17 protein-coding genes and 1 tRNA gene are annotated in these 17,083 nt (G+C 67.9%); 10 read left to right on the forward strand and 8 right to left on the reverse strand.

The window, feature by feature from the left end; all coding sequences use genetic code 11:
• Window positions 1-44 precede the first annotated feature (44 nt).
• Complete coding sequence (locus JW805_05745) at window positions 45-2,264, forward strand: TonB-dependent receptor (GenBank protein ID MBN2971519.1); 2,220 nt, start codon at window positions 45-47, stop codon at window positions 2,262-2,264.
• A gap of 7 nt (window positions 2,265-2,271) precedes the next feature.
• Here the strand turns inward: JW805_05745 and JW805_05750 are convergent.
• The 4 genes from JW805_05750 to JW805_05765 all read right to left on the reverse strand — a co-directional run bounded on the left by JW805_05750 (window position 2,272) and on the right by JW805_05765 (window position 4,979).
• Window positions 2,272-2,347: transfer RNA gene (locus JW805_05750), tRNA-Thr, on the reverse strand.
• A 19-nt stretch (window positions 2,348-2,366) separates the two neighbouring features.
• The gene (locus tag JW805_05755) at window positions 2,367-3,263 is read right to left on the reverse strand and encodes a hypothetical protein (protein MBN2971520.1); all 897 of its coding nucleotides are present in this window, start codon (window positions 3,261-3,263) and stop codon (window positions 2,367-2,369) included.
• A 58-nt stretch (window positions 3,264-3,321) separates the two neighbouring features.
• Window positions 3,322-3,666 (reverse strand): MmcQ/YjbR family DNA-binding protein, encoded by a 345-nt coding sequence (locus JW805_05760; protein ID MBN2971521.1) that lies wholly within the window; start codon window positions 3,664-3,666, stop codon window positions 3,322-3,324.
• Window positions 3,663-4,979, reverse strand: a complete 1,317-nt coding sequence (locus tag JW805_05765; GenBank protein MBN2971522.1) for a replication-associated recombination protein A — start codon at window positions 4,977-4,979, stop codon at window positions 3,663-3,665. Before JW805_05765 ends, JW805_05760 begins: the two co-directional genes overlap by 4 nt.
• Before the next feature lie 355 nt (window positions 4,980-5,334).
• On the opposite strand from JW805_05765, the gene JW805_05770 reads away from it, so the two are divergent.
• Together JW805_05770 and JW805_05775 are read left to right on the forward strand one after the other, a co-directional pair.
• Entirely contained in the window at window positions 5,335-5,787 is a 453-nt protein-coding gene (locus JW805_05770; protein ID MBN2971523.1) for a PadR family transcriptional regulator, read from the forward strand.
• The gene (locus JW805_05775; GenBank protein ID MBN2971524.1) at window positions 5,784-6,101 is read left to right on the forward strand and encodes a DUF2218 domain-containing protein; all 318 of its coding nucleotides are present in this window, start codon (window positions 5,784-5,786) and stop codon (window positions 6,099-6,101) included. Before JW805_05770 ends, JW805_05775 begins: the two co-directional genes overlap by 4 nt.
• Before the next feature lie 56 nt (window positions 6,102-6,157).
• Here JW805_05775 and JW805_05780 read toward each other — a convergent pair whose 3' ends face one another.
• Window positions 6,158-7,339 (reverse strand): glycosyltransferase family 1 protein, encoded by a 1,182-nt coding sequence (locus tag JW805_05780; protein ID MBN2971525.1) that lies wholly within the window; start codon window positions 7,337-7,339, stop codon window positions 6,158-6,160.
• A 95-nt stretch (window positions 7,340-7,434) separates the two neighbouring features.
• On the opposite strand from JW805_05780, the gene radA reads away from it, so the two are divergent.
• From radA to JW805_05805, 5 genes are all read left to right on the forward strand, one after another.
• Window positions 7,435-8,808 (forward strand): DNA repair protein RadA, encoded by a 1,374-nt coding sequence (gene radA / locus JW805_05785; GenBank protein ID MBN2971526.1) that lies wholly within the window; start codon window positions 7,435-7,437, stop codon window positions 8,806-8,808.
• Between the two features lie 35 nt (window positions 8,809-8,843).
• Window positions 8,844-9,407, forward strand: coding sequence for a CvpA family protein (locus JW805_05790; GenBank protein ID MBN2971527.1), 564 nt, complete (start codon window positions 8,844-8,846; stop codon window positions 9,405-9,407).
• 252 nt (window positions 9,408-9,659) lie between these two features.
• Window positions 9,660-10,106 (forward strand): iron-sulfur cluster assembly scaffold protein, encoded by a 447-nt coding sequence (locus JW805_05795; protein ID MBN2971528.1) that lies wholly within the window; start codon window positions 9,660-9,662, stop codon window positions 10,104-10,106.
• Entirely contained in the window at window positions 10,103-11,929 is a 1,827-nt protein-coding gene (locus tag JW805_05800; protein MBN2971529.1) for a cation:proton antiporter, read from the forward strand. Before JW805_05795 ends, JW805_05800 begins: the two co-directional genes overlap by 4 nt.
• Entirely contained in the window at window positions 11,926-12,255 is a 330-nt protein-coding gene (locus JW805_05805; GenBank protein ID MBN2971530.1) for a DUF423 domain-containing protein, read from the forward strand. The genes JW805_05800 and JW805_05805 overlap by 4 nt, the downstream gene beginning before the upstream one ends.
• 39 nt (window positions 12,256-12,294) lie before the next feature.
• On the opposite strand, the gene JW805_05810 is transcribed toward JW805_05805, so the two are convergent.
• From JW805_05810 to JW805_05820, 3 genes are read right to left on the reverse strand one after another with little or no spacing between them, the layout of a single operon-like run.
• Window positions 12,295-12,435 carry a DUF2256 domain-containing protein gene (locus JW805_05810; GenBank protein MBN2971531.1) on the reverse strand — a complete coding sequence of 47 codons (141 nt, stop codon included), beginning with the start codon at window positions 12,433-12,435 and terminating at the stop codon, window positions 12,295-12,297.
• The gene (locus JW805_05815; GenBank protein MBN2971532.1) at window positions 12,419-13,519 is read right to left on the reverse strand and encodes a 3-dehydroquinate synthase; all 1,101 of its coding nucleotides are present in this window, start codon (window positions 13,517-13,519) and stop codon (window positions 12,419-12,421) included. The genes JW805_05810 and JW805_05815 overlap by 17 nt, the downstream gene beginning before the upstream one ends.
• Entirely contained in the window at window positions 13,516-14,055 is a 540-nt protein-coding gene (locus JW805_05820) for a shikimate kinase (GenBank protein MBN2971533.1), read from the reverse strand. Before JW805_05820 ends, JW805_05815 begins: the two co-directional genes overlap by 4 nt.
• Window positions 14,056-14,255: 200 nt before the next feature.
• On the opposite strand from JW805_05820, the gene JW805_05825 reads away from it, so the two are divergent.
• Window positions 14,256-16,034: a hypothetical protein gene (locus tag JW805_05825; GenBank protein ID MBN2971534.1), complete on the forward strand. Its 1,779-nt coding sequence runs from the start codon at window positions 14,256-14,258 to the stop codon at window positions 16,032-16,034.
• A 131-nt stretch (window positions 16,035-16,165) separates the two neighbouring features.
• Window positions 16,166-17,074 carry a tyrosine recombinase gene (locus tag JW805_05830; GenBank protein ID MBN2971535.1) on the forward strand — a complete coding sequence of 303 codons (909 nt, stop codon included), beginning with the start codon at window positions 16,166-16,168 and terminating at the stop codon, window positions 17,072-17,074.
• Window positions 17,075-17,083: the final 9 nt, after the last annotated feature.

Consider the following 17,083-nt stretch of genomic DNA (forward strand, 5'->3'; position numbering starts at 1 on the left):
TTTGCCGCGACATCGGCAGGCCGAGGTAGTTTGAGGCAGTAGACATGCGGGGTTGGGGTATCGCGGGCGCCGCGGCGATGGCGCCGCTGGTGGCGCACGCGCAGGACGTAGCGACCGTCGAGGACGTCGTCGTAACCGCCCAGCGTCGCGAAGAACGCGCACAGACCGTGCCGGTCGCTATCACCGCCCTGTCTGCCGAGCGAATCGCCGATGACTCGATCGCCAATCTCGACCGCATCGGCGCCGACGTCCCCAACCTCTACCTCGCGCGCAATTTCGGGACGAGTTCGGGCGCGCTCATATTCCTGCGCGGGGTGGGCGAGGGCGATTCGATCTTCACCAACGACCCGCCGGTCGGCATCTACATCGACGATGTCATCCTGCCGCGCTCGACCGGCGCACTCCTGGACCTGATCGATATCGAGCGGATCGAGGTGCTGCGCGGACCGCAGGGGACGCTGTACGGCCGCAATACCAGCGGCGGCGCGATCAAGCTCGTGACGCAGCGGCCGACGGTCGACCGCGTCAGCGGCACGGCCGATGTGGCGGTCGGGAGCTATCGTCGGATCGACGCGCGCGGCACGCTGAACCTGCCGCTGTCGTCGACACTTGCGCTCAGGGTGTCGGGCCTCTCGCGCAACCAGCGCGGGTGGGGACGCAACCTGACCGATGGCGCCTACGTCAACGGGCAGGACGTGCAGGCCGGGCGAATGGCGCTGCTTTGGGAGCCGGATGCGCGATTGCGCGTGTTCGCGACCGCCGACCTGACGCTCGATCGTTCGGGCCCCCGCTTTCCGCAGCGGTTTCAGGCCGATTCCGATCGCCCCGGGCGCTTTCTCAATCGCTTCGTGGCGCCGCGGGGCAGCATCGATCGATTCGAATCGGCCGATACCGCCCCGCTCGGGAGGACCGACACGGGCGGCGCGGCGCTGCGGATCGACTATCGGCTGGGCAACGCGACGCTATCGTCGATCACCGGATACCGCGAACTACATTCGCAAATCGGGTTCGATCAGACCGCGAATGCGCCGGGGGTGGGCGCGAACATCATCCTGTTGCAGGACCAGCAGCAGCGCAGCGTCAGTCAGGAGGTGCAGCTGGCCGGCACGGCGCTGAACGGCCGGGTCGAATGGCTGACGGGTGGCTATGCCTTCTTCGAGCATAACGACCAGCTGACCGCGGTCAGCTTCGCGACACCGACGGGCAGCAGTGCGGCGCGGTTCCGCACGGAGGATTTCTTCGGTGCCCCCTCGCGCGCAGCGACCGTTGGCGGCAATTGGTCACCCTACGAACCGGCGCTCGATACGACGAGCTATTCGGCGTTCGGATCGGCGACGGCTGCGTTGGGGTCAAGGGCACGGCTGACGGCCGGGTTGCGCTACACCGACGAGCGCAAGGCGTACGATGTCCGCTTCCTGACCGCACCCGCCACCGTGCTGGTCCTGCCGGACGGCCGCATCGCGCAGCGCCGAATTCGCGACCGATGGACCGACGTTTCGCCGCGCGTCGCGCTCGATTATCGGGTGAGCGACGACGTCATGCTCTATGCGTCGCACGCCAAGGGCTTTCGCAGCGGCAGCTTCGACGGGCGCGCGCGTAACATCGGCTTCGTGCTCGATCGCCAGGGCGCGATCGCGCCGGAGACGGTGTGGAGCAGCGAAGTCGGCGTAAAATCCGACTGGTTCGGCCGCCGCCTGCGCGTGAACGTCGATTATTTCATCAACCGCTACACCGATATCGCTTTTTCCGCCGCGCGGGCCAATTCGACCCCGCCGGAGATCTTTCGTCAGAATGTCGGCGACGCGCGAATCCAGGGGCTGGAGGTCGAATGGACCGCCAGGCCACTGGCGGGCGTCGAGGTTGGCGGCTGGCTGTCGACGCTGGCGGATCGCTTCACGCGGCTGGCGTCGAGTCCGGGCTGCACGATCGTGCCGGAAAACCAGCTCGACCTGCGCTTTACACCCGCGCTGCGCTATCAGCTGCGCGGCAGCTATACGCGGACGGTCGGCGGCGGCCGGCTGCGCGTCGGCGGCGATTATAGCGCCGCGTCGGCGTACAACATCGCGCTGTGCAACGAACCGCAGCACCGCGTGACCGACAATGCCGCAATCAACCTGCAACTGGGGTGGGAGCGGGATGCCTGGGGCGTGACGCTGGCCGCGACCAACGTCGCCGACCGGCGGTACAACAGCGGCAGCGTGGGGACGATCGGCTATCCGGTGGCGCCACGCGACGTGACGCTGCGGCTGCGGCGATCGTTCTGACGAGGGATGGTGCCGGTTGCAGGAATCGAACCCGCGACCTTCGGTTTACAAAACCGCTGCTCTACCAGCTGAGCTAAACCGGCATCCGCTGCACCCCATGCGTCAGACGACGCCGAAGGTCCAGCCTTCGGTGCGGGCAATTTCGTCTGTCAGCGCGTTCGGGTGCCAGAAATCTTCGCGATCGGCGGCCGAGCGCATCCAGGCGGCGGTCAGGATGGCGTCGCTGGCGTGGTCGGTAATCGCGCCCGCTCCGCCGCCGGGACGGCTGCCGAGCGCGACCAGTGCCGCATCGAGGTCGGCGTGGGTACGCATCTTGCTGCGCGATCGGGTGCGGCCTGCGGCGATCGCAGCCAGGGTCGTGTAGAGCTCGATCACCACCGGTCCCGTCGGTGGCAGCTGGTCGAACGGCCAGATCGCGACGCGACCCTTCAGTCGGTGGAGCAGGCGCATGCCGGTCAGGCTCGACTTGCCGACCTGTGCCGCGCCGACGAGGTTGAGGTTGCTGTAGGGGCTCAGGCCCATGCGCTGCTGCGCGCGCTCGGTTTCGCGTAGCCGCCCGCGGCCGGGCTCGAACAGGTCGCCGGCGCGGCCGCCATGACGCCGGAAATGGCGCGCCGCTTCCGGATGATCGACGAAGCTGGAGGCCGCGAAATGCGGGTCGCCGGCACAGATGCGCTCGACCAGCGCCCACAGGCCGCGCGCGTCATCGGGACTTTCGCCCCAACCGGGGAAGAAGGCGCCGCGATCGACGAAAGGCAGCGACGGGCCGAGGTCGAGGCCAATCAGCGTGTCCCGTTCGGCCGCGAGGATCAGGTCGAGCACATCGGCGCGTGACCAAATGTGGCCGGGGCGAATGAGCGTCGGGGCGGAATCGCCGGTCGCGCATGTCGCCACCGCGATCCCCTTCTGCCGCGGACCGACGGCACCCGACCAGTCGATAGCGATGAAGGTCGCAAAGCGCCCCCCGGTGCTCCCGCGTAGGCGGGAGCCTAGAGCCACGAGCACAGTCCTCCGCGGCCCTGGACTCCCGCCTGCGCGGGAGCACGGGGGGAAAGGGTCACGGGCGATCTCCGTAAGGCGTCCGCTGTGCCTTCGAAGCCCGGTCCCACCAGGCGCGCTCGATCAGCATCGCGATCCGTTCGGTCGCAGCCGTGCCGTACCGGACCAGGACCACCGGCCACCCCTCGTAATGCGGCGTCTGCCAGAAGGTGTCGGGATCGGTTTCCAGCAGCACCGCCTTCTCGTCCGAGGTCGTGTGCAGCACGAAGCTGTCCGGATCGGGCGCCGTGGTGCCCGCAATCGTCTTGCCGCGGACCTTGATCGCGGGCTTGCCATAGGCAGTGCCGACCTCCGCGCCCGGCAAGGTCAGCGCATGGGTTACGACGGCGGGCCAATCCTTCACTCGCGTCCTTTCCGCCGCTCGTCCCACCACGCCAGCCGCTCGGCGAGTCGTTTCTCGAACCCGCGATCGGTCGGCTGGTAGAAGGCCTGCGGCTCCATCTCGTCGGGCCAATAATTGGCGCCCGAAAAACCATCCTCCGCATCGTGATCATAGGCATAGTTCGCGCCATAGCCGATCTGTTTCATCAGCTTGGTCGGCGCGTTCAGGATGTTGGCGGGCGGCATCAGGCTGCCCGTCTCCTTCGCCGACCGCCACGCCGCCTTCTGCGCCTTGTACGCCGCGTTCGATTTGGGTGCGGTCGCGAGGTAGAGGCACGCCTGGACGATAGCCAGTTCGCCTTCCGGCGAACCGAGGAAGTCGTAGGTATCCTTCGCCGCGACGCACTGGACCACCGCGTTCGGATCGGCGAGGCCGACGTCTTCCACCGCTGCGCGGATCAGGCGGCGGAGCACGAACAGCGGGTCTTCGCCCGCGGTCAGCATCCGTGCGAGGTAATAGAGCGCCGCCTGCGGGTCGCTGCCGCGGATCGACTTATGCAGCGCGCTGATCAGGTTGTAATGCCCCTCGCGGTCCTTGTCGTAGACCGCGACGCGGCGCTGAAGAAAGGCGCTGAGCCCGGCGGGGTCGAGGGGGTCGGGCAGGTCGACCGAGAACAATGTCTCCGCCTGGTTGAGCAGGAAGCGCCCGTCGCCATCGGCCTGCGCGATCATCGCCGCGCGCGCGTCGGGGGTGAGGGGCAGGGGGCGGTCCTCCAGCGTCTCGGCACGGTCCAACAGCTTGCCGAGCGCCTCCGGCCCTAAGCGGTGGAGGATCAGCACCTGCGCGCGGCTGAGCACCGCGGCGTTGAGTTCGAACGACGGGTTCTCGGTCGTCGCGCCGACCAGCGTGACGGTGCCGTCCTCGACGTACGGAAGGAATCCATCCTGCTGTGCGCGGTTGAAGCGGTGGATCTCGTCCACGAACAGCAAGGTGCGCTGGCCCATCCGCGCATATTCACGCGCTTCGGCGAATGCCTTCTTGAGGTCGGCGACGCCTGAGAAGACGGCAGAGATTGCGAGGAAGCGCAGGCCGACCGCATCCGCGAGCAGGCGCGCGATCGTCGTCTTGCCGGTGCCTGGCGGACCCCACAGGATCATCGACGACAGGCGCCCGGCTGCGACCATTCGGCCGATCGCGCCATCTGGGCCGGTCAGATGTTCCTGTCCGACGACGTCTGCCAGCGTCTGCGGGCGCAGGCGATCGGCGAGCGGCGCGTCGGGTGTCGGCGCGGTAGGGGAGTGATCCGGTTCAAGGCCGGTAAGCAGATCTGCCATGCCAGTCAGATAAGGTGCGCAGGGTGGGGCGTCACCCCCGTCGTACCCGACTCGTACAAGCACGAAATAATTTTCAAGATATATCTTGCGCGATTTTCATGAAGATATATCTTGAGCCCATCATGACAATTGAGGATCGATGATGTTTGGACATGAGCATCCCCGGCGTCGCGGCGCCGAGCCGCGCGGCGGATGGGAAGAATGGGGCAAGCGCTTCGAACAGCGCATGGCCGAAAAGTTCGGCAGCGGGCGCGGCTGCGCGCCGCGCGGTGGCTGGGATCGTTGGAACGAGCGTATGCAGCGCAACTTTGCCGAGACGTTCGGCGAGGGGCGTGGCGGCGGTGGCCGGCGACGGATGTTCGATGGCAGCGAACTGCGGCTGGTGCTGCTCAAGCTGATTCAGGATGAGCCGCGCCACGGCTATGAGTTGATCAAGGCGGTCGAGGAACTGACCGGGGGGGCTTACGCGCCGTCGCCGGGGATGGTCTATCCCGCGCTGACGATGCTCGCCGAAATGGAGCTGATCGCCGAGCAGGCGTCGGAGACGACCCGCAAGCGTTTTGCGATCACGGCGGCAGGCACCGCGCATTTGGCCGAAAAGGCCGAGCTGGTTGCCGAGCTGATGGCGCGGTTGGCCCATGTCGGCGAACATCGCGCTCGCGCCGACCGTGCCCCCATCCGCCGGGCGATGCGTAACCTGCGCACCGCGTTGCAGACCCGACTGGAGGCGGGTGACCTGTCGGACGAAGATGCGCACAAGGTCGCCGCCATCCTCGACGAAGCCGTCCAGCGGATCGAACGGCTGTGAGCGCCGCTACCGCGACGGCGCGCACGCCGACGAGCCACGCCAGCAAATACCTCCAGCAGCTGTGCAAGCATTGGCAGCATAATCTGGCGGTCGAATACGACGCGCAGCAGGGGCGTGTGACCTTTCCCAAAGATGCGCGCGGGGCCGACTGGCCGGGGGATGCGGTGGTGACCTTCACCGCCGAGCCCGACGCGCTGGTCACGACGATCGAGGCGAGTGTGGAAGGGCAGTTGGAGGGGCTGAAGGGCGCGGTCGCCCGGCACCTCGACCGCTTCGCGTTTCGTGAGGCGCCGCTGACGTTCGAGTGGCGCTGACAGTCGTGCTCCCGTGAAGGCGGGAGCCCAGGGCCCGGGTGATGTCGCGTGTGGCTCTAGGCTCCCGCCTGCGAAGGAGCGCGGTCCGCTAAAAGCTGAAGATATGTATCCAGCACCGCCTGGTTCGCCGTTTCCCAGCGATAGCCGAGCGCGCGCTGATGCCCTGCGTCGCCCATCGACCGCCGCAACGCCGGATCGGTGACGATCCGCGCGATGGCGTCGGCATACGCCCCCACGTCGCGCGGAGGCACCAGGAAACCGGTACGCCCTTCCTCGACCAGATCGACCGCGCCGGTTGCGCGGGCCGCCACGACCGGGACCGCGCTCGCCATCGCTTCGGTCGTCACGTTGCCGAAGGTTTCGGTGACGCTGGGGTTGAAGAACACGTCCATCGACGCGACCGCACGGCCTAGCGCGTCGCCCGACTGGAAGCCGGTGAAGATCGCCCCCGGCACGCGTTCGGCGAACCAGTCGCGCGCCGGACCGTCGCCGACCACCAGAATCTTGTGCGGCACCCCGCGCCGGGTCAGCTCGCGCGCGACGTCGGCGAAGATGTCGAGGCCCTTTTCCTTCACCAGCCGTCCGAGAAAGCCGATCGCCATGTCGCCGTCGGCGATCCCCAGATCGCGCCGCCACGCCAGGTCGCGGCGATCGGGGCGGAAGCGATCATGGTCGATCCCGCGCGACCAGATGCCGATCGGCGTCTCGACACCCCAGTCCTTCAGGATGTCGGCGATACTCGGGCTGGGTACCACGACACGGTCGGCGCGGTCGTAAAAGCGCTTCAGCATCCACACCAGCGCGGGTTCGATGAAACCCAGGCCATAATAGCGCGGATAGGTCTCGAACCGGGTGTGGAGCGAGGCGACGGTTCGGATGTCCCGCTTGCGCGCCCAGCTGAGCGCGGCATGGCCGAGCAGGTCGGGTGCGGAAACGTGAACGATATTGGGCGCGAAGGCCTCCAGGTCGGCACGGGGCGCCGCTGGCAGACTGCGTGCGATCTTATACTCGCTGCGTCCACCGAAGGGCACGGGAATGGCCGGCACGCTGACCAGGTCGCCGGTCGGAGCGAAGGCCGGCTTCGCTACGGTCGGCGAATACACCCGCACTGCGACGCCGGCGCCGAGCAGATGGCCGACCAGTCGGTTGAGCGCCTGATTCGCACCGTCGCGGACGTAGTTATAGTTGCCGCTGAACAGGGCGACGCGGAGGTCGCGCGGAGATGGGGGCGGCTGCATGGGGGTGTGGCCTTAGCGGGATCGTTCGCTTTTGCCTATTCTCTCCAAAACGGCCTGTTGTTCCGCCTTCGTTCTCATGATACGCGGTCGTGACTATGGCCAAACCCCAGAAACGCTACGTCTGCCAATCCTGCGGGTCGGTGTCGCACCGCTGGGCGGGGCAGTGCGGCGATTGCCAGGAATGGAACACGCTGGTCGAGGATGCTGGCGGCAACGTCACGCCCTTTTCAGCCAAGCATAATCTGCAGTCGGGCGGCCGGGCGATCCTGATGTCCGGGCTCGATACCGACATCGCGCTGCCCGACCGGATGGCGACCGGCATCGCCGAGCTCGACCGCGCTCTGGGCGGCGGCTTCGTCGAGGGGTCGGCGACGCTGATCGGCGGCGATCCGGGGATTGGCAAGTCGACCCTGCTGCTGCAGGCCGCGGCGAAGCTGGCGCTGGCGGGCAAGTCGGTCGCCTATGTCTCGGGCGAAGAGGCGGCGGATCAGGTGCGGTTGCGCGCGCGTCGGCTGGGTCTGGGCAATGCGCCGGTGCAGCTGGCGGCGGCGACCAGCGTGCGCGATATTCTGACGACGGTCGGGCAGGGCAGCGTGCCCGACCTGCTGATCATCGATTCGATCCAGACGATGCACTCCGACCTGATCGAAGGCGCGCCGGGTACGGTCAGCCAGGTCCGTGCGGCCTCGGGCGAGCTGATCCGCTTCGCCAAGGAACGCGGCACCGCCGTGGTGCTGGTCGGCCACGTCACCAAGGACGGCGCGATCGCCGGTCCGCGCGTGCTAGAGCACATGGTCGACACGGTGCTGGCGTTCGAGGGCGAGCGCAGCCACCTCTATCGCATCCTGCGCGCGACCAAGAACCGCTTCGGTGGGACCGACGAGATCGGCGTGTTCGCGATGGACACGGCGGGCCTGAGCGAAGTCAGCAACCCGTCGTCGCTGTTCCTGACCAGCCGCGACGAGAATGTCACCGGCACGGTCGTCTTCCCTGCGTTGGAGGGCACGCGGCCGGTGCTGGTCGAGGTGCAGGCGCTGACCGTACGGCTGGCATCGGGCGCGACGCCGCGGCGAGCGGTGGTCGGCTGGGACAGTGGGCGTCTGGCGATGATCCTGGCGGTGCTGGAGGCGCGCTGCGGACTGAGCTTCTCGTCGGCCGAAGTCTATCTCAACATCGCCGGCGGCTACCGCGTACAGGACCCGGCGGCCGATCTGGCTGTAGCCGCAGCGCTGGTGTCGGCGCTCAGCGAACGGCCGGTGCCGGCGGATGCGGTCGCCTTCGGGGAAATCGCGCTGTCGGGCGAAGTTCGGCCCGTCGCCCACGGCCCGCTGCGTTTGAAGGAAGCGGCCAAGCTGGGGTTCGGGCGGGCGCTGGTGCCGGCCAAGCAGGGGGGCGAGGGCAGTACGATGACGCTGTCGAGCTTCGCCAACCTTACGCGGTTCGTTGACCATATGCTGGGGCGGGGTTAGCGCTCGGCAGTTAAACTGCGGGGTGTGGGTTGAACATGGGCCTGACGGCGCTCGATATCCTGGTACTGATCACGGTCGGCGGCGCGGCGATCCTCGGGCTGATGCGCGGCTTCGTGACCGAAGTGCTGAGCCTGATGGCGTGGATCTTCGTCGTCTTCGCGCTGAAATTGTTCCACACGCCGCTGACGGCGATGCTGACCGACACGGTGGGAACGGCGGCGGGCGCCGCGACACTGGCGTTCGCGGTCATCGGCGGGATCACCTGGTTCGGCGGGCGGCTGGTTGCGAACGCGATCGGCGCGCGGACGCGGACGTCGATCCTCGGGCCGGTCGATCGCGGGCTCGGCTTTGGGTTCGGGGCGCTGAAGGGACTGATTCTCGCCAGCCTGGCCTTCCTGATGATCGTGCTGGTGATCGACACGCTGGGTGGCGGACCGGGGCAGCGGCCGATGTGGATCAAGTCGTCGCGCACCTATCCGTTGCTCAATGCGACATCTGCGTCGATCGCGGACTTCGTCGATCGGCGGCGAAAGGGGCAACCGGTGTTCGAGCCGGACAACGCGTCTGCGGTGCCGCCTCGGGTCGAAGCGGAGAAGTGATTATTATGCGGAGGCGCTGAGGCAGAAAGAAGTGTGATTCAGAGAAGGCGCAAAGGCGCTAAGAAGCAGCGTTGGTCGCGCGAGCGGCTGGAAATCAGAAGGTCTCGGTGGCGCGAGACGGCCGCCAAGCACACACCCCTCTTCGCGCCTTTGCGCCTTCTCTGAAATCGACGTCTCTCTTTTCTTCCTTCGCGCCTCAGCGCCCCCGCGTGGCAACAAATCCGGGATGCACCCGCCGAGCATCTGCCCTACATGGGGCTCGTGACAGCGCCTCTCTACAACGCCGCCATCCTGCGCCTCGCCGCGTCGATCCCGCATCACGAACGGCTCGCCGAGCCAATGGCGACAGTCGAGAAGCGCTCGCCGATCTGCGGCAGTCGGGTAACGGTCGACGTCACCGTCGATGGCGATGGACGGATCGAGACGCTGGGGATGCTCGTCCGCGCCTGTGCGCTCGGCCAGGCGTCGGCGTCGTTGTTTGGCGCCGAAGCGATCGGCAAGTCGCCGGCAGACCTCGCCGCCACGCGCGATGCGCTGACGGCCTGGCTGGCGGGCGAGCGCGACGGGCCGCCCGAATGGCCGGGTCTCGATATCTTCACGCCTGCGCTGCCGCACAGCGCGCGACATCCCTCGATCCGCCTCGCGTTCGAAGCGGCGGCGGAGGCGGCTGACCAGGCGGCGAAGGCGTCGGCGCGATGACCGAGACCGCCCAAGCCTCCGGCAGCCTGTTGCACGACGCCGTTCCGCTGCTCGGCTTCGCGCTCGTCTTCGTTCTCTTGTTTCGCCGCCTCGGGCTGGGTGCGACGCTCGGCTATCTCGTTGCCGGCGCTGTCGTCGGGCCGCAGCTGCTCGGTCTGGTCGGCGGCGCCGAATCGAAGATGCACATCGCCGAACTCGGTATCGTGCTGCTGCTGTTCCTCGTCGGGCTCGAGCTCAACCCGTCGCGGCTGTGGCGGATGCGGCAGGATATCTTTGCGGTCGGGGGGCTGCAGGTCGTGCTGTGCGGCCTCGCGATCGGCGCGATCCTGCTGTTCGTCGCGCGGTTCAGTCCAGAGGCGGCGCTCGCGCTCGGCCTGCCGCTCGCGCTGTCTTCGACGGCGCAGGTCCTGCCGATGCTGCAGTCCGCGGGGCGCCTGCGCACCCCGTTTGGCGAGCGGGCCTTCGCCATCCTGCTTTTCCAGGACCTGTCGATCGTACCGATGATCACGATCGTCGCCGCGATGAGCCGCAATCCGGTCGACGCGGCGGGGCCGCCGGGCTGGCTGCTCGGGCTCTACACGATCGGCGCGATCGTCGGCCTGATCGCCGCGGGGCGCTACCTGCTGCGCCCGCTGTTCCGCCTGATCGGCAATCTGGGCGAGCGCGAGATGTTTGTCTTCGCCGGGCTCTTCACCGTGATTGCGAGCGCCGCGGTGATGGAGGCGCTGGGGCTGTCGGCCGCGCTCGGTGCCTTCATCGCCGGTATGATGCTGGCCGATTCGCCCTACCGCCACGAACTGGAGGCCGACGTCGAGCCGTTCCGATCGATCCTGCTCGGCCTGTTCTTCCTCGCGGTCGGCATGATGCTCGACCTGAGTGCGATTCTTCAGCGACCGGTATTCGTGCTCGCCATGGCGGTGACGCTGGTCGTGGTGAAGGCGGCGCTGATCACCGGCTTGGGCCTCATCTTCAAGATGAAGTGGCGTCAGGCGCTGGCGCTCGGGCTGCTGCTGAGCCAGGGCGGCGAATTCGGCTTCGTGCTCTTCGCGCAGGCACAGAACGCGCTGCTGATCGCGCCCGAGGCAGCCAGCCTGTTCGGCGCGATCGTCACGATCAGCATGGCGACGACGCCGTTCCTGATGATGGCGACGCGCAATTTTCGCTCCGAGCCGATAGTCGAGGGCGAGCGCGATGGGCCCAAAGCCGATGGCTCCAACGCGATCATCGTCGGCTATGGCCGGTTCGGCCAGACGGTCGGCCAAATGCTGAATGCGCAAGGGATCGCGGTGACGCTGATCGACACCGATATCGAGATGATCGACATCGCCGGGCAGTTCGGCGCGAAAGTCTATTATGGCGACGGTCTCAGGCTCGACATGCTGCGTCAGGCGGGTGCGGCGGATGCCGAGTTGATCCTGTTCTGCAACGACGGCGACGGGATCGAGGCCGAATTTATCGAATCGGTGCACAAGGCGTTTCCGTCCGCGGCGATCTTCGTCCGCGCTTACGACCGTCGCGCGCTCGTGAAGCTCAAAGATGCGCCGATTGCGGGGGTGGTGCGCGAAGTCCTCGACTCGGCCGTCAACATGGCCCGCCAGGCGATGGCGGCCGTCGGCGTCGATGCGGCCGAGGTCGATCGCACCGAAGACTTCTACCGGGGGCGTGACCGCGAGCGGCTGAAGATTCAGCTCGAGGCCGGCGACCTGCGCGCCGCGCGGGAGGCGGTTATCGCCGATGGCGGTTGGAAGCCCGAACGCCGCCTTGACCGCGAGCGACCCGAGCCGCTGCCGGGGCCGCAGACGCCGACGGGAGAATGCGGATGAACGCTGTGGCGATCCTGGCGGCGCTGTCCGGTGCGCTGGCCGTTGCGGCGGGGGCGTTCGGGGCGCATGGCGCGGCGGATGCGAAAGCGGCCGAGTGGCTGCGAACGGGCGGACAATACCAGCTGATCCATGCCGTCGCCGCGCTGGTTGCGCTCAGATTGGACGCGAAGGGGCCGGCAGCATTGTTCGTTGCGGGCGGGGCGATCTTTGCTGTGACGCTCTATGCAATGGCATTGGGCGCGCCGCGATGGCTGGGGGCGGTTACGCCGATCGGGGGTGCGTTGCTGATCGCCGGATGGCTGTGGCTGGCCTGGCAGGTGCGATGACGCGCTTCGATGCGCCCGCCCGCCCACAGGTACGGATGACTACCGCTTCTTCCGGCACGCGTCCGAGCAATAGACCACATTCTCCCATTCCCGCGCCCATTTCTTGCGCCAGGTAAACGGCCGGTCGCACGCCGGGCAGACTTTCGTCGGCAAGTCGCCTTTCTTAACCCCGTTGGGCATCGAGGAATGCGCGGACGGTGGCGAGGTCGACGGTCTTGTCGAGATAGGTCTGCCCGATCCCGCGGGCGAGCAAAAAGGGCAGGGTGCCGGCGTCCATTTTCTTGTCGTGTAGCATGTGGCCGACCAACGTCTCGCCGTCCGCAGTGATCCCGGCGCTGGCAAGATCGTACGGCAAGCCAACAGCCTTCAGGTGCGCGACAACCCGCTCGGCGTCCGCCGTCCGGGCAATGCCTTGCGCAGCGGAATAGCCATACGCCAACGCCATGCCGGCGGCGACGCCTTCGCCGTGAAGCAATGCGTCGGAAAAGCCCGCTTCCGCCTCCAGCGCATGGCCGAAAGTATGGCCGAGGTTGAGCAGCGCGCGGCGGCCGGTCGTCTCGCGCTCGTCCTCGCCGACGATCCGCGCCTTGGCAGCCACCGAGGTAGCAATGGCGTGCTCGCGCGCCGCAGGGTCGCCGGCGAGCAGCGTGTCGGCATTTGCTTCGCACCAGGCGAAGAAGTCGGGATCGTCGATCAGGCCGTATTTCACGACTTCGGCATAGCCGGCGCGCAGGTCGCGTGAGGGCAGCGTGTCGAGGACTTGCGGATCGATCAGCACCAGCGCGGGCTGGTGGAACGCGCCGACCAGATTCTTGCCCGCCGGCGTATTGATCGCGGTCTTGCCGCCGACCGACGAATCGACCTGCGCGAGCAAGGTCGTCGGGATCTGGACGAAGCCGCATCCGCGCTTCACGATCGAACAGGCGAAGCCGACGAGATCGCCGATCACGCCGCCGCCCAGCGCAATGACATGGTCGCCACGCTCGACACCCAGCTCGATCAGTCGGTCGGTCAGCGATGCCAGTTGCGCCCAGCTCTTGGTGCCTTCGCCCGACGGCAGGACGATCGCTTCGCTCGTGACGCCTTCGCTCGACAGCGCGGCCTGCAGCGTTGAGAGGTGGGGCGCGACATTTTCGTCCGCGACGATCACCATCGTCCGCCCGCGCGACAGCGGCTCCAGTATCGCGCCGGCGCGGCCCAGCAGGCCATGCTCGATCACCACGTCATAGCTGCGGTCGCCGAGCGCGACGCGGACGGTCGTCATTTCCGTAATTCCTTCAGGATCGCCGACACGGTGACGTCGTGGGGCGCATTGGCGCTGGGCACGCGAATATGCGCGAGCGCGTAGAGCGGGTTGCGGACGGCGGCGAGATCACGCAGCACCGGCAGTGGATCGCGCCCGCTCAAAAGCGGGCGGGTGTCGCGGCGCTTCACGCGTTCGGCCAGGACGCGCGGATCGGCGTCGAGCCAGATCGCGGTCGCCTGGGTCAGGATCAGCGCGCGCGTTTCATCATTGACGAAGGCGCCGCCGCCGGTTGCGATGACCTTGGGCCGTCCGTCGATCAACCGTGCGATGACGCGGCGTTCGCCGTCCCGAAAATAGGGTTCGCCGAATTTCGCGAAAATTTCGGACACGGTCATGCCCGCCGCCGCTTCGATTTCCGAATCGGCATCGACGAAGGGCAGCGACAGCCGTCCGGCCAGCCGGCGCCCGACAGTCGACTTGCCCGCGCCCATCAACCCGACAAGCACGATCGGACGTCGCGATCCGGGGGCAAGGGGGGGATTGGCGGCGGGCATGGCGCGGGGGCTATACATGGCACCATGCCCTCGGGCAAAAGGGCTACGATTCAAGACTTCTTCGGTGTTTGAAAGGCGCGTGATGTCCCGTCCGCTCGTGATTCTGGTCGTTCTTCTGGTTATCGTGGTCGGGGGGCTGTTCTTCCTGTCGGGACGTGACACCGCAAAGGCCCCGACCCGCGTCGAAAAGGCGGTTGCCCTTGAAAATCTTTCGTGACGGCGTCGCGGTCGGTGCCCTGGCGCTGCTGATCGCAGCTGCCGCGACCGCGCAGGACCGGCCCGAATCGATCCTTCCCCCCGGTTTCGGCGACCCCGCGCCGACGCCCGTGCCCAGCCCCGTGCCGTCGGCATCCCCGCGCCCGACGGCGCCCGGCGCGCCGGCGACGGTACAGCCTTTGCCGCCGGGCTATGCCAGCCCGACGCCGACACCCAGCCCGACGCCGAGCGCGACGCCGACGCCGATCGATCTGACGGCCTATGAGCTGCCCGATTTCGCGCGGCGCTCGCTGGCGCAGATCGGCACGGTCGGCCCTGATACCGGCGGACTGAGCGCGCGCGCTTTTGCCCGCAGCGACGGGCTGATGGTTGAAAGGCTGATGCGCCGGCTCGACGCGCCGCTGCCGTCGCGTTGGCTGTCCATCGCGTTGCGCCGCGCGCTCGTCTCTAGGGTCGATACGCCGGCGCGAGTGAACGGCGCCGACTTTGCCGCGGAACGGGCGTGGCTGCTGCTGCGCATGGGCGAAGCCGATGCGGCACGCGCCGTCGTCCAGGCGGTCGACGTCGCCGATTACACACCGAAGCTGTTCCAGGTCGCGATGCAGGCGATGCTGGCGACGGGCGATCCGGCGGGGCTGTGTCCGCTGGTCGAACCGGCGCTGACCGTCGCCAACGACACTGGCTGGCTGTTCGCGCGCGCAATGTGCGCGGCGTTTGCCGGCAAGGGGCCGCAGGCGAATGCCTTGCTGAAGACCGCCAGCCGCCGAACGGGGCGCAGCATCGACGCGTTGCTCGCCGAGAAGGTCGTCGGCGCCGCGGCGCAGGGACGGGCGGTGACGATCGAGTGGGACGCGGTCGATCGGCTGTCGGCGTGGCGGCTCGGCCTTGCGATCGCAACCGGGGTCACGGTGCCCGACGAACTTCTGGCACAGGGCAAGCCGCAGGTCGCGTTGTGGCGGGCGACCGCGCCCATGATCGCGCCCGACGTCCGCGCAACCGTCGCCGATCGCGCCGCGGCGCAGGGCGTGTTGTCCAATCTGGCGCTGGTCGATCTCTATTCGGAGGTCGAGGCGGCCGATACCGGCAATGGTCCGGTATCCAACGCGGCGCGCGACCTGCGCGGTGCCTTCACCGAACGCACCGTCGATGGGCGGCTGAAGCTGTTGCGTCAGCTATGGGGCGGCGATGCCGATCGCTGGACGCGCTATGGCCGGCTGGTGCTCACCGCACGCGCGGCGGCGCAGGTGCCGGCGTCGGCCGATCATGCCGACGACGCGCCACTGCTGATCGCGTCGATGCTGACGGCAGGCCTCGACCGGCCGGCGATCCGCTGGGAAACGGTTGCGAAGACCGGCGATGGCTGGGCGATGCTGGCGCTGGCCGATCCACGCGGGCGCGACGTCGCGACCGATGCGGTCGAAAGCTATCGCGGCAGCGATTCCAGTCGGGATCAGATAAAGGCGCGGATGCTGCTTGCCGGGTTGACCGGACTCGGGCGGCTGTCGGCGGACGGCGCGCAGAGCCTGGCCAAGCCGTTCGACGTAAAATTCGGCGCCGAAAATGCCTGGACCCGCGCGATCGACGCGGCGGCTGAGCGAGGCGACGCCGGCACCGTCATCCTGCTCTACGCGGTCGGCATGCAGACCGCCGACTGGCGCGGTGTGCCGCCCGAAGTGCTGTATCACGGCACCGCGGCGCTGCGCCGGGTCGGCCTGGGCGGTGAGGCGCGGATGATCGCGGCCGAGGCGATCGCCCGGCTGTGAGCGCATCGCCGCACCGATGCCGAGACCGCCAGAATAATCCGGCACTCCCGCGAAGGCCGGGGCCGTGGCGAACCTCGTTCCTGAACTCACCGACGTTCCGGCTTTCGCCGGGGCGCTGGTAAGCCTCGTCGATGGGCACCACCCTGGAAGACGCGATTCTGATCGATCGCTTCCTCGAGATGATGATGGCGGAGGCGGGGGCGGCGAAGAATACCATCGCTGCGTATCGCACCGACCTGACCCTGGCATCGGACGCGGTGGGTGGGCGCTTGTCGGTGGCGCGTGCCGACGATCTGACCGCGCTTACAGGCGGCTGGATGGACCTCGCGCGGACGACGGTCGCGCGCAAGGCGGCGGCGCTTCGGCGTTTCTACGGCTTTCTGATCGACGAAGGGTTTCGTGCCGACGACCCGTCGGCCGCGCTGCCGCGACCGGGGCGGGGACGGCCGCTCCCCAAAACACTGTCGGTGGGGGAGGTCGACGCGATCTTCGCGGTCATCGCCGAGCGGCAGGCGCGCGTACCGGCCGATCCGCTCGACCTACGGCTCTCGGCGTTGATCGAATTGCTCTACGGCTCGGGCCTGCGCGCAAGCGAACTGGTGTCGCTGCCGCGTGCGGCGGTATCGACCGACCGGCCCTATCTGATCCTGAAGGGCAAGGGCGGGCGCGAACGGCTGGTGCCGATTTCCGATCGCGCGCGAGCGGCGGTCAGCGCGTGGCGGATGCATGTGCCGACGGATGCGGTCTGGCTGTTCCCGTCGGGCAAGTCGCATCTGTCGCGGATCCGTCTGTATCAACTGGTGAAGGCGCTGGCGGGAATGGCGGGACTCGCACCCGAACGGGTCAGCCCGCACGTGCTGCGCCATGCCTTCGCGACCCACCTGCTGGCCGGGGGCGCCGACCTGCGCGCGCTCCAGTCGATGTTGGGGCATGCCGACATCGCGACGACCGAAATCTACACGCATGTCGACGCCAGCCGACTGGTCGAGTTGGTCAACACGCGCCACCCACTCGTTGACGTGGGCAAAGCGCGCGCTTAGCGGACACGC

The sequence above is a fragment of the Roseomonas aeriglobus genome (genome assembly GCA_016937575.1).
Taxonomy (GTDB): domain Bacteria; phylum Pseudomonadota; class Alphaproteobacteria; order Sphingomonadales; family Sphingomonadaceae; genus Sphingomonas; species Sphingomonas aerigloba.

What these genes read in the sequence shown, in the direction of transcription:
- JW805_05745 (MBN2971519.1), top strand. Translation starts at nt 45, where the DNA reads ATGCGGGGTTGGGGTATCGCGGGCGCCGCGGCGATGGCGCCGCTGGTG.
- JW805_05765 (MBN2971522.1), bottom strand. Translation starts at nt 4,979, where the DNA reads ATGGCAGATCTGCTTACCGGCCTTGAACCGGATCACTCCCCTACCGCG.
- JW805_05770 (MBN2971523.1), top strand. Translation starts at nt 5,335, where the DNA reads ATGTTCGATGGCAGCGAACTGCGGCTGGTGCTGCTCAAGCTGATTCAG.
- JW805_05780 (MBN2971525.1), bottom strand. Translation starts at nt 7,339, where the DNA reads ATGCAGCCGCCCCCATCTCCGCGCGACCTCCGCGTCGCCCTGTTCAGC.
- radA (MBN2971526.1), top strand. Translation starts at nt 7,435, where the DNA reads ATGGCCAAACCCCAGAAACGCTACGTCTGCCAATCCTGCGGGTCGGTG.
- JW805_05790 (MBN2971527.1), top strand. Translation starts at nt 8,844, where the DNA reads ATGGGCCTGACGGCGCTCGATATCCTGGTACTGATCACGGTCGGCGGC.
- JW805_05795 (MBN2971528.1), top strand. Translation starts at nt 9,660, where the DNA reads ATGGGGCTCGTGACAGCGCCTCTCTACAACGCCGCCATCCTGCGCCTC.
- JW805_05800 (MBN2971529.1), top strand. Translation starts at nt 10,103, where the DNA reads ATGACCGAGACCGCCCAAGCCTCCGGCAGCCTGTTGCACGACGCCGTT.
- JW805_05805 (MBN2971530.1), top strand. Translation starts at nt 11,926, where the DNA reads ATGAACGCTGTGGCGATCCTGGCGGCGCTGTCCGGTGCGCTGGCCGTT.
- JW805_05810 (MBN2971531.1), bottom strand. Translation starts at nt 12,435, where the DNA reads ATGCCCAACGGGGTTAAGAAAGGCGACTTGCCGACGAAAGTCTGCCCG.
- JW805_05815 (MBN2971532.1), bottom strand. Translation starts at nt 13,519, where the DNA reads ATGACGACCGTCCGCGTCGCGCTCGGCGACCGCAGCTATGACGTGGTG.
- JW805_05820 (MBN2971533.1), bottom strand. Translation starts at nt 14,055, where the DNA reads ATGCCCGCCGCCAATCCCCCCCTTGCCCCCGGATCGCGACGTCCGATC.
- JW805_05830 (MBN2971535.1), top strand. Translation starts at nt 16,166, where the DNA reads ATGGGCACCACCCTGGAAGACGCGATTCTGATCGATCGCTTCCTCGAG.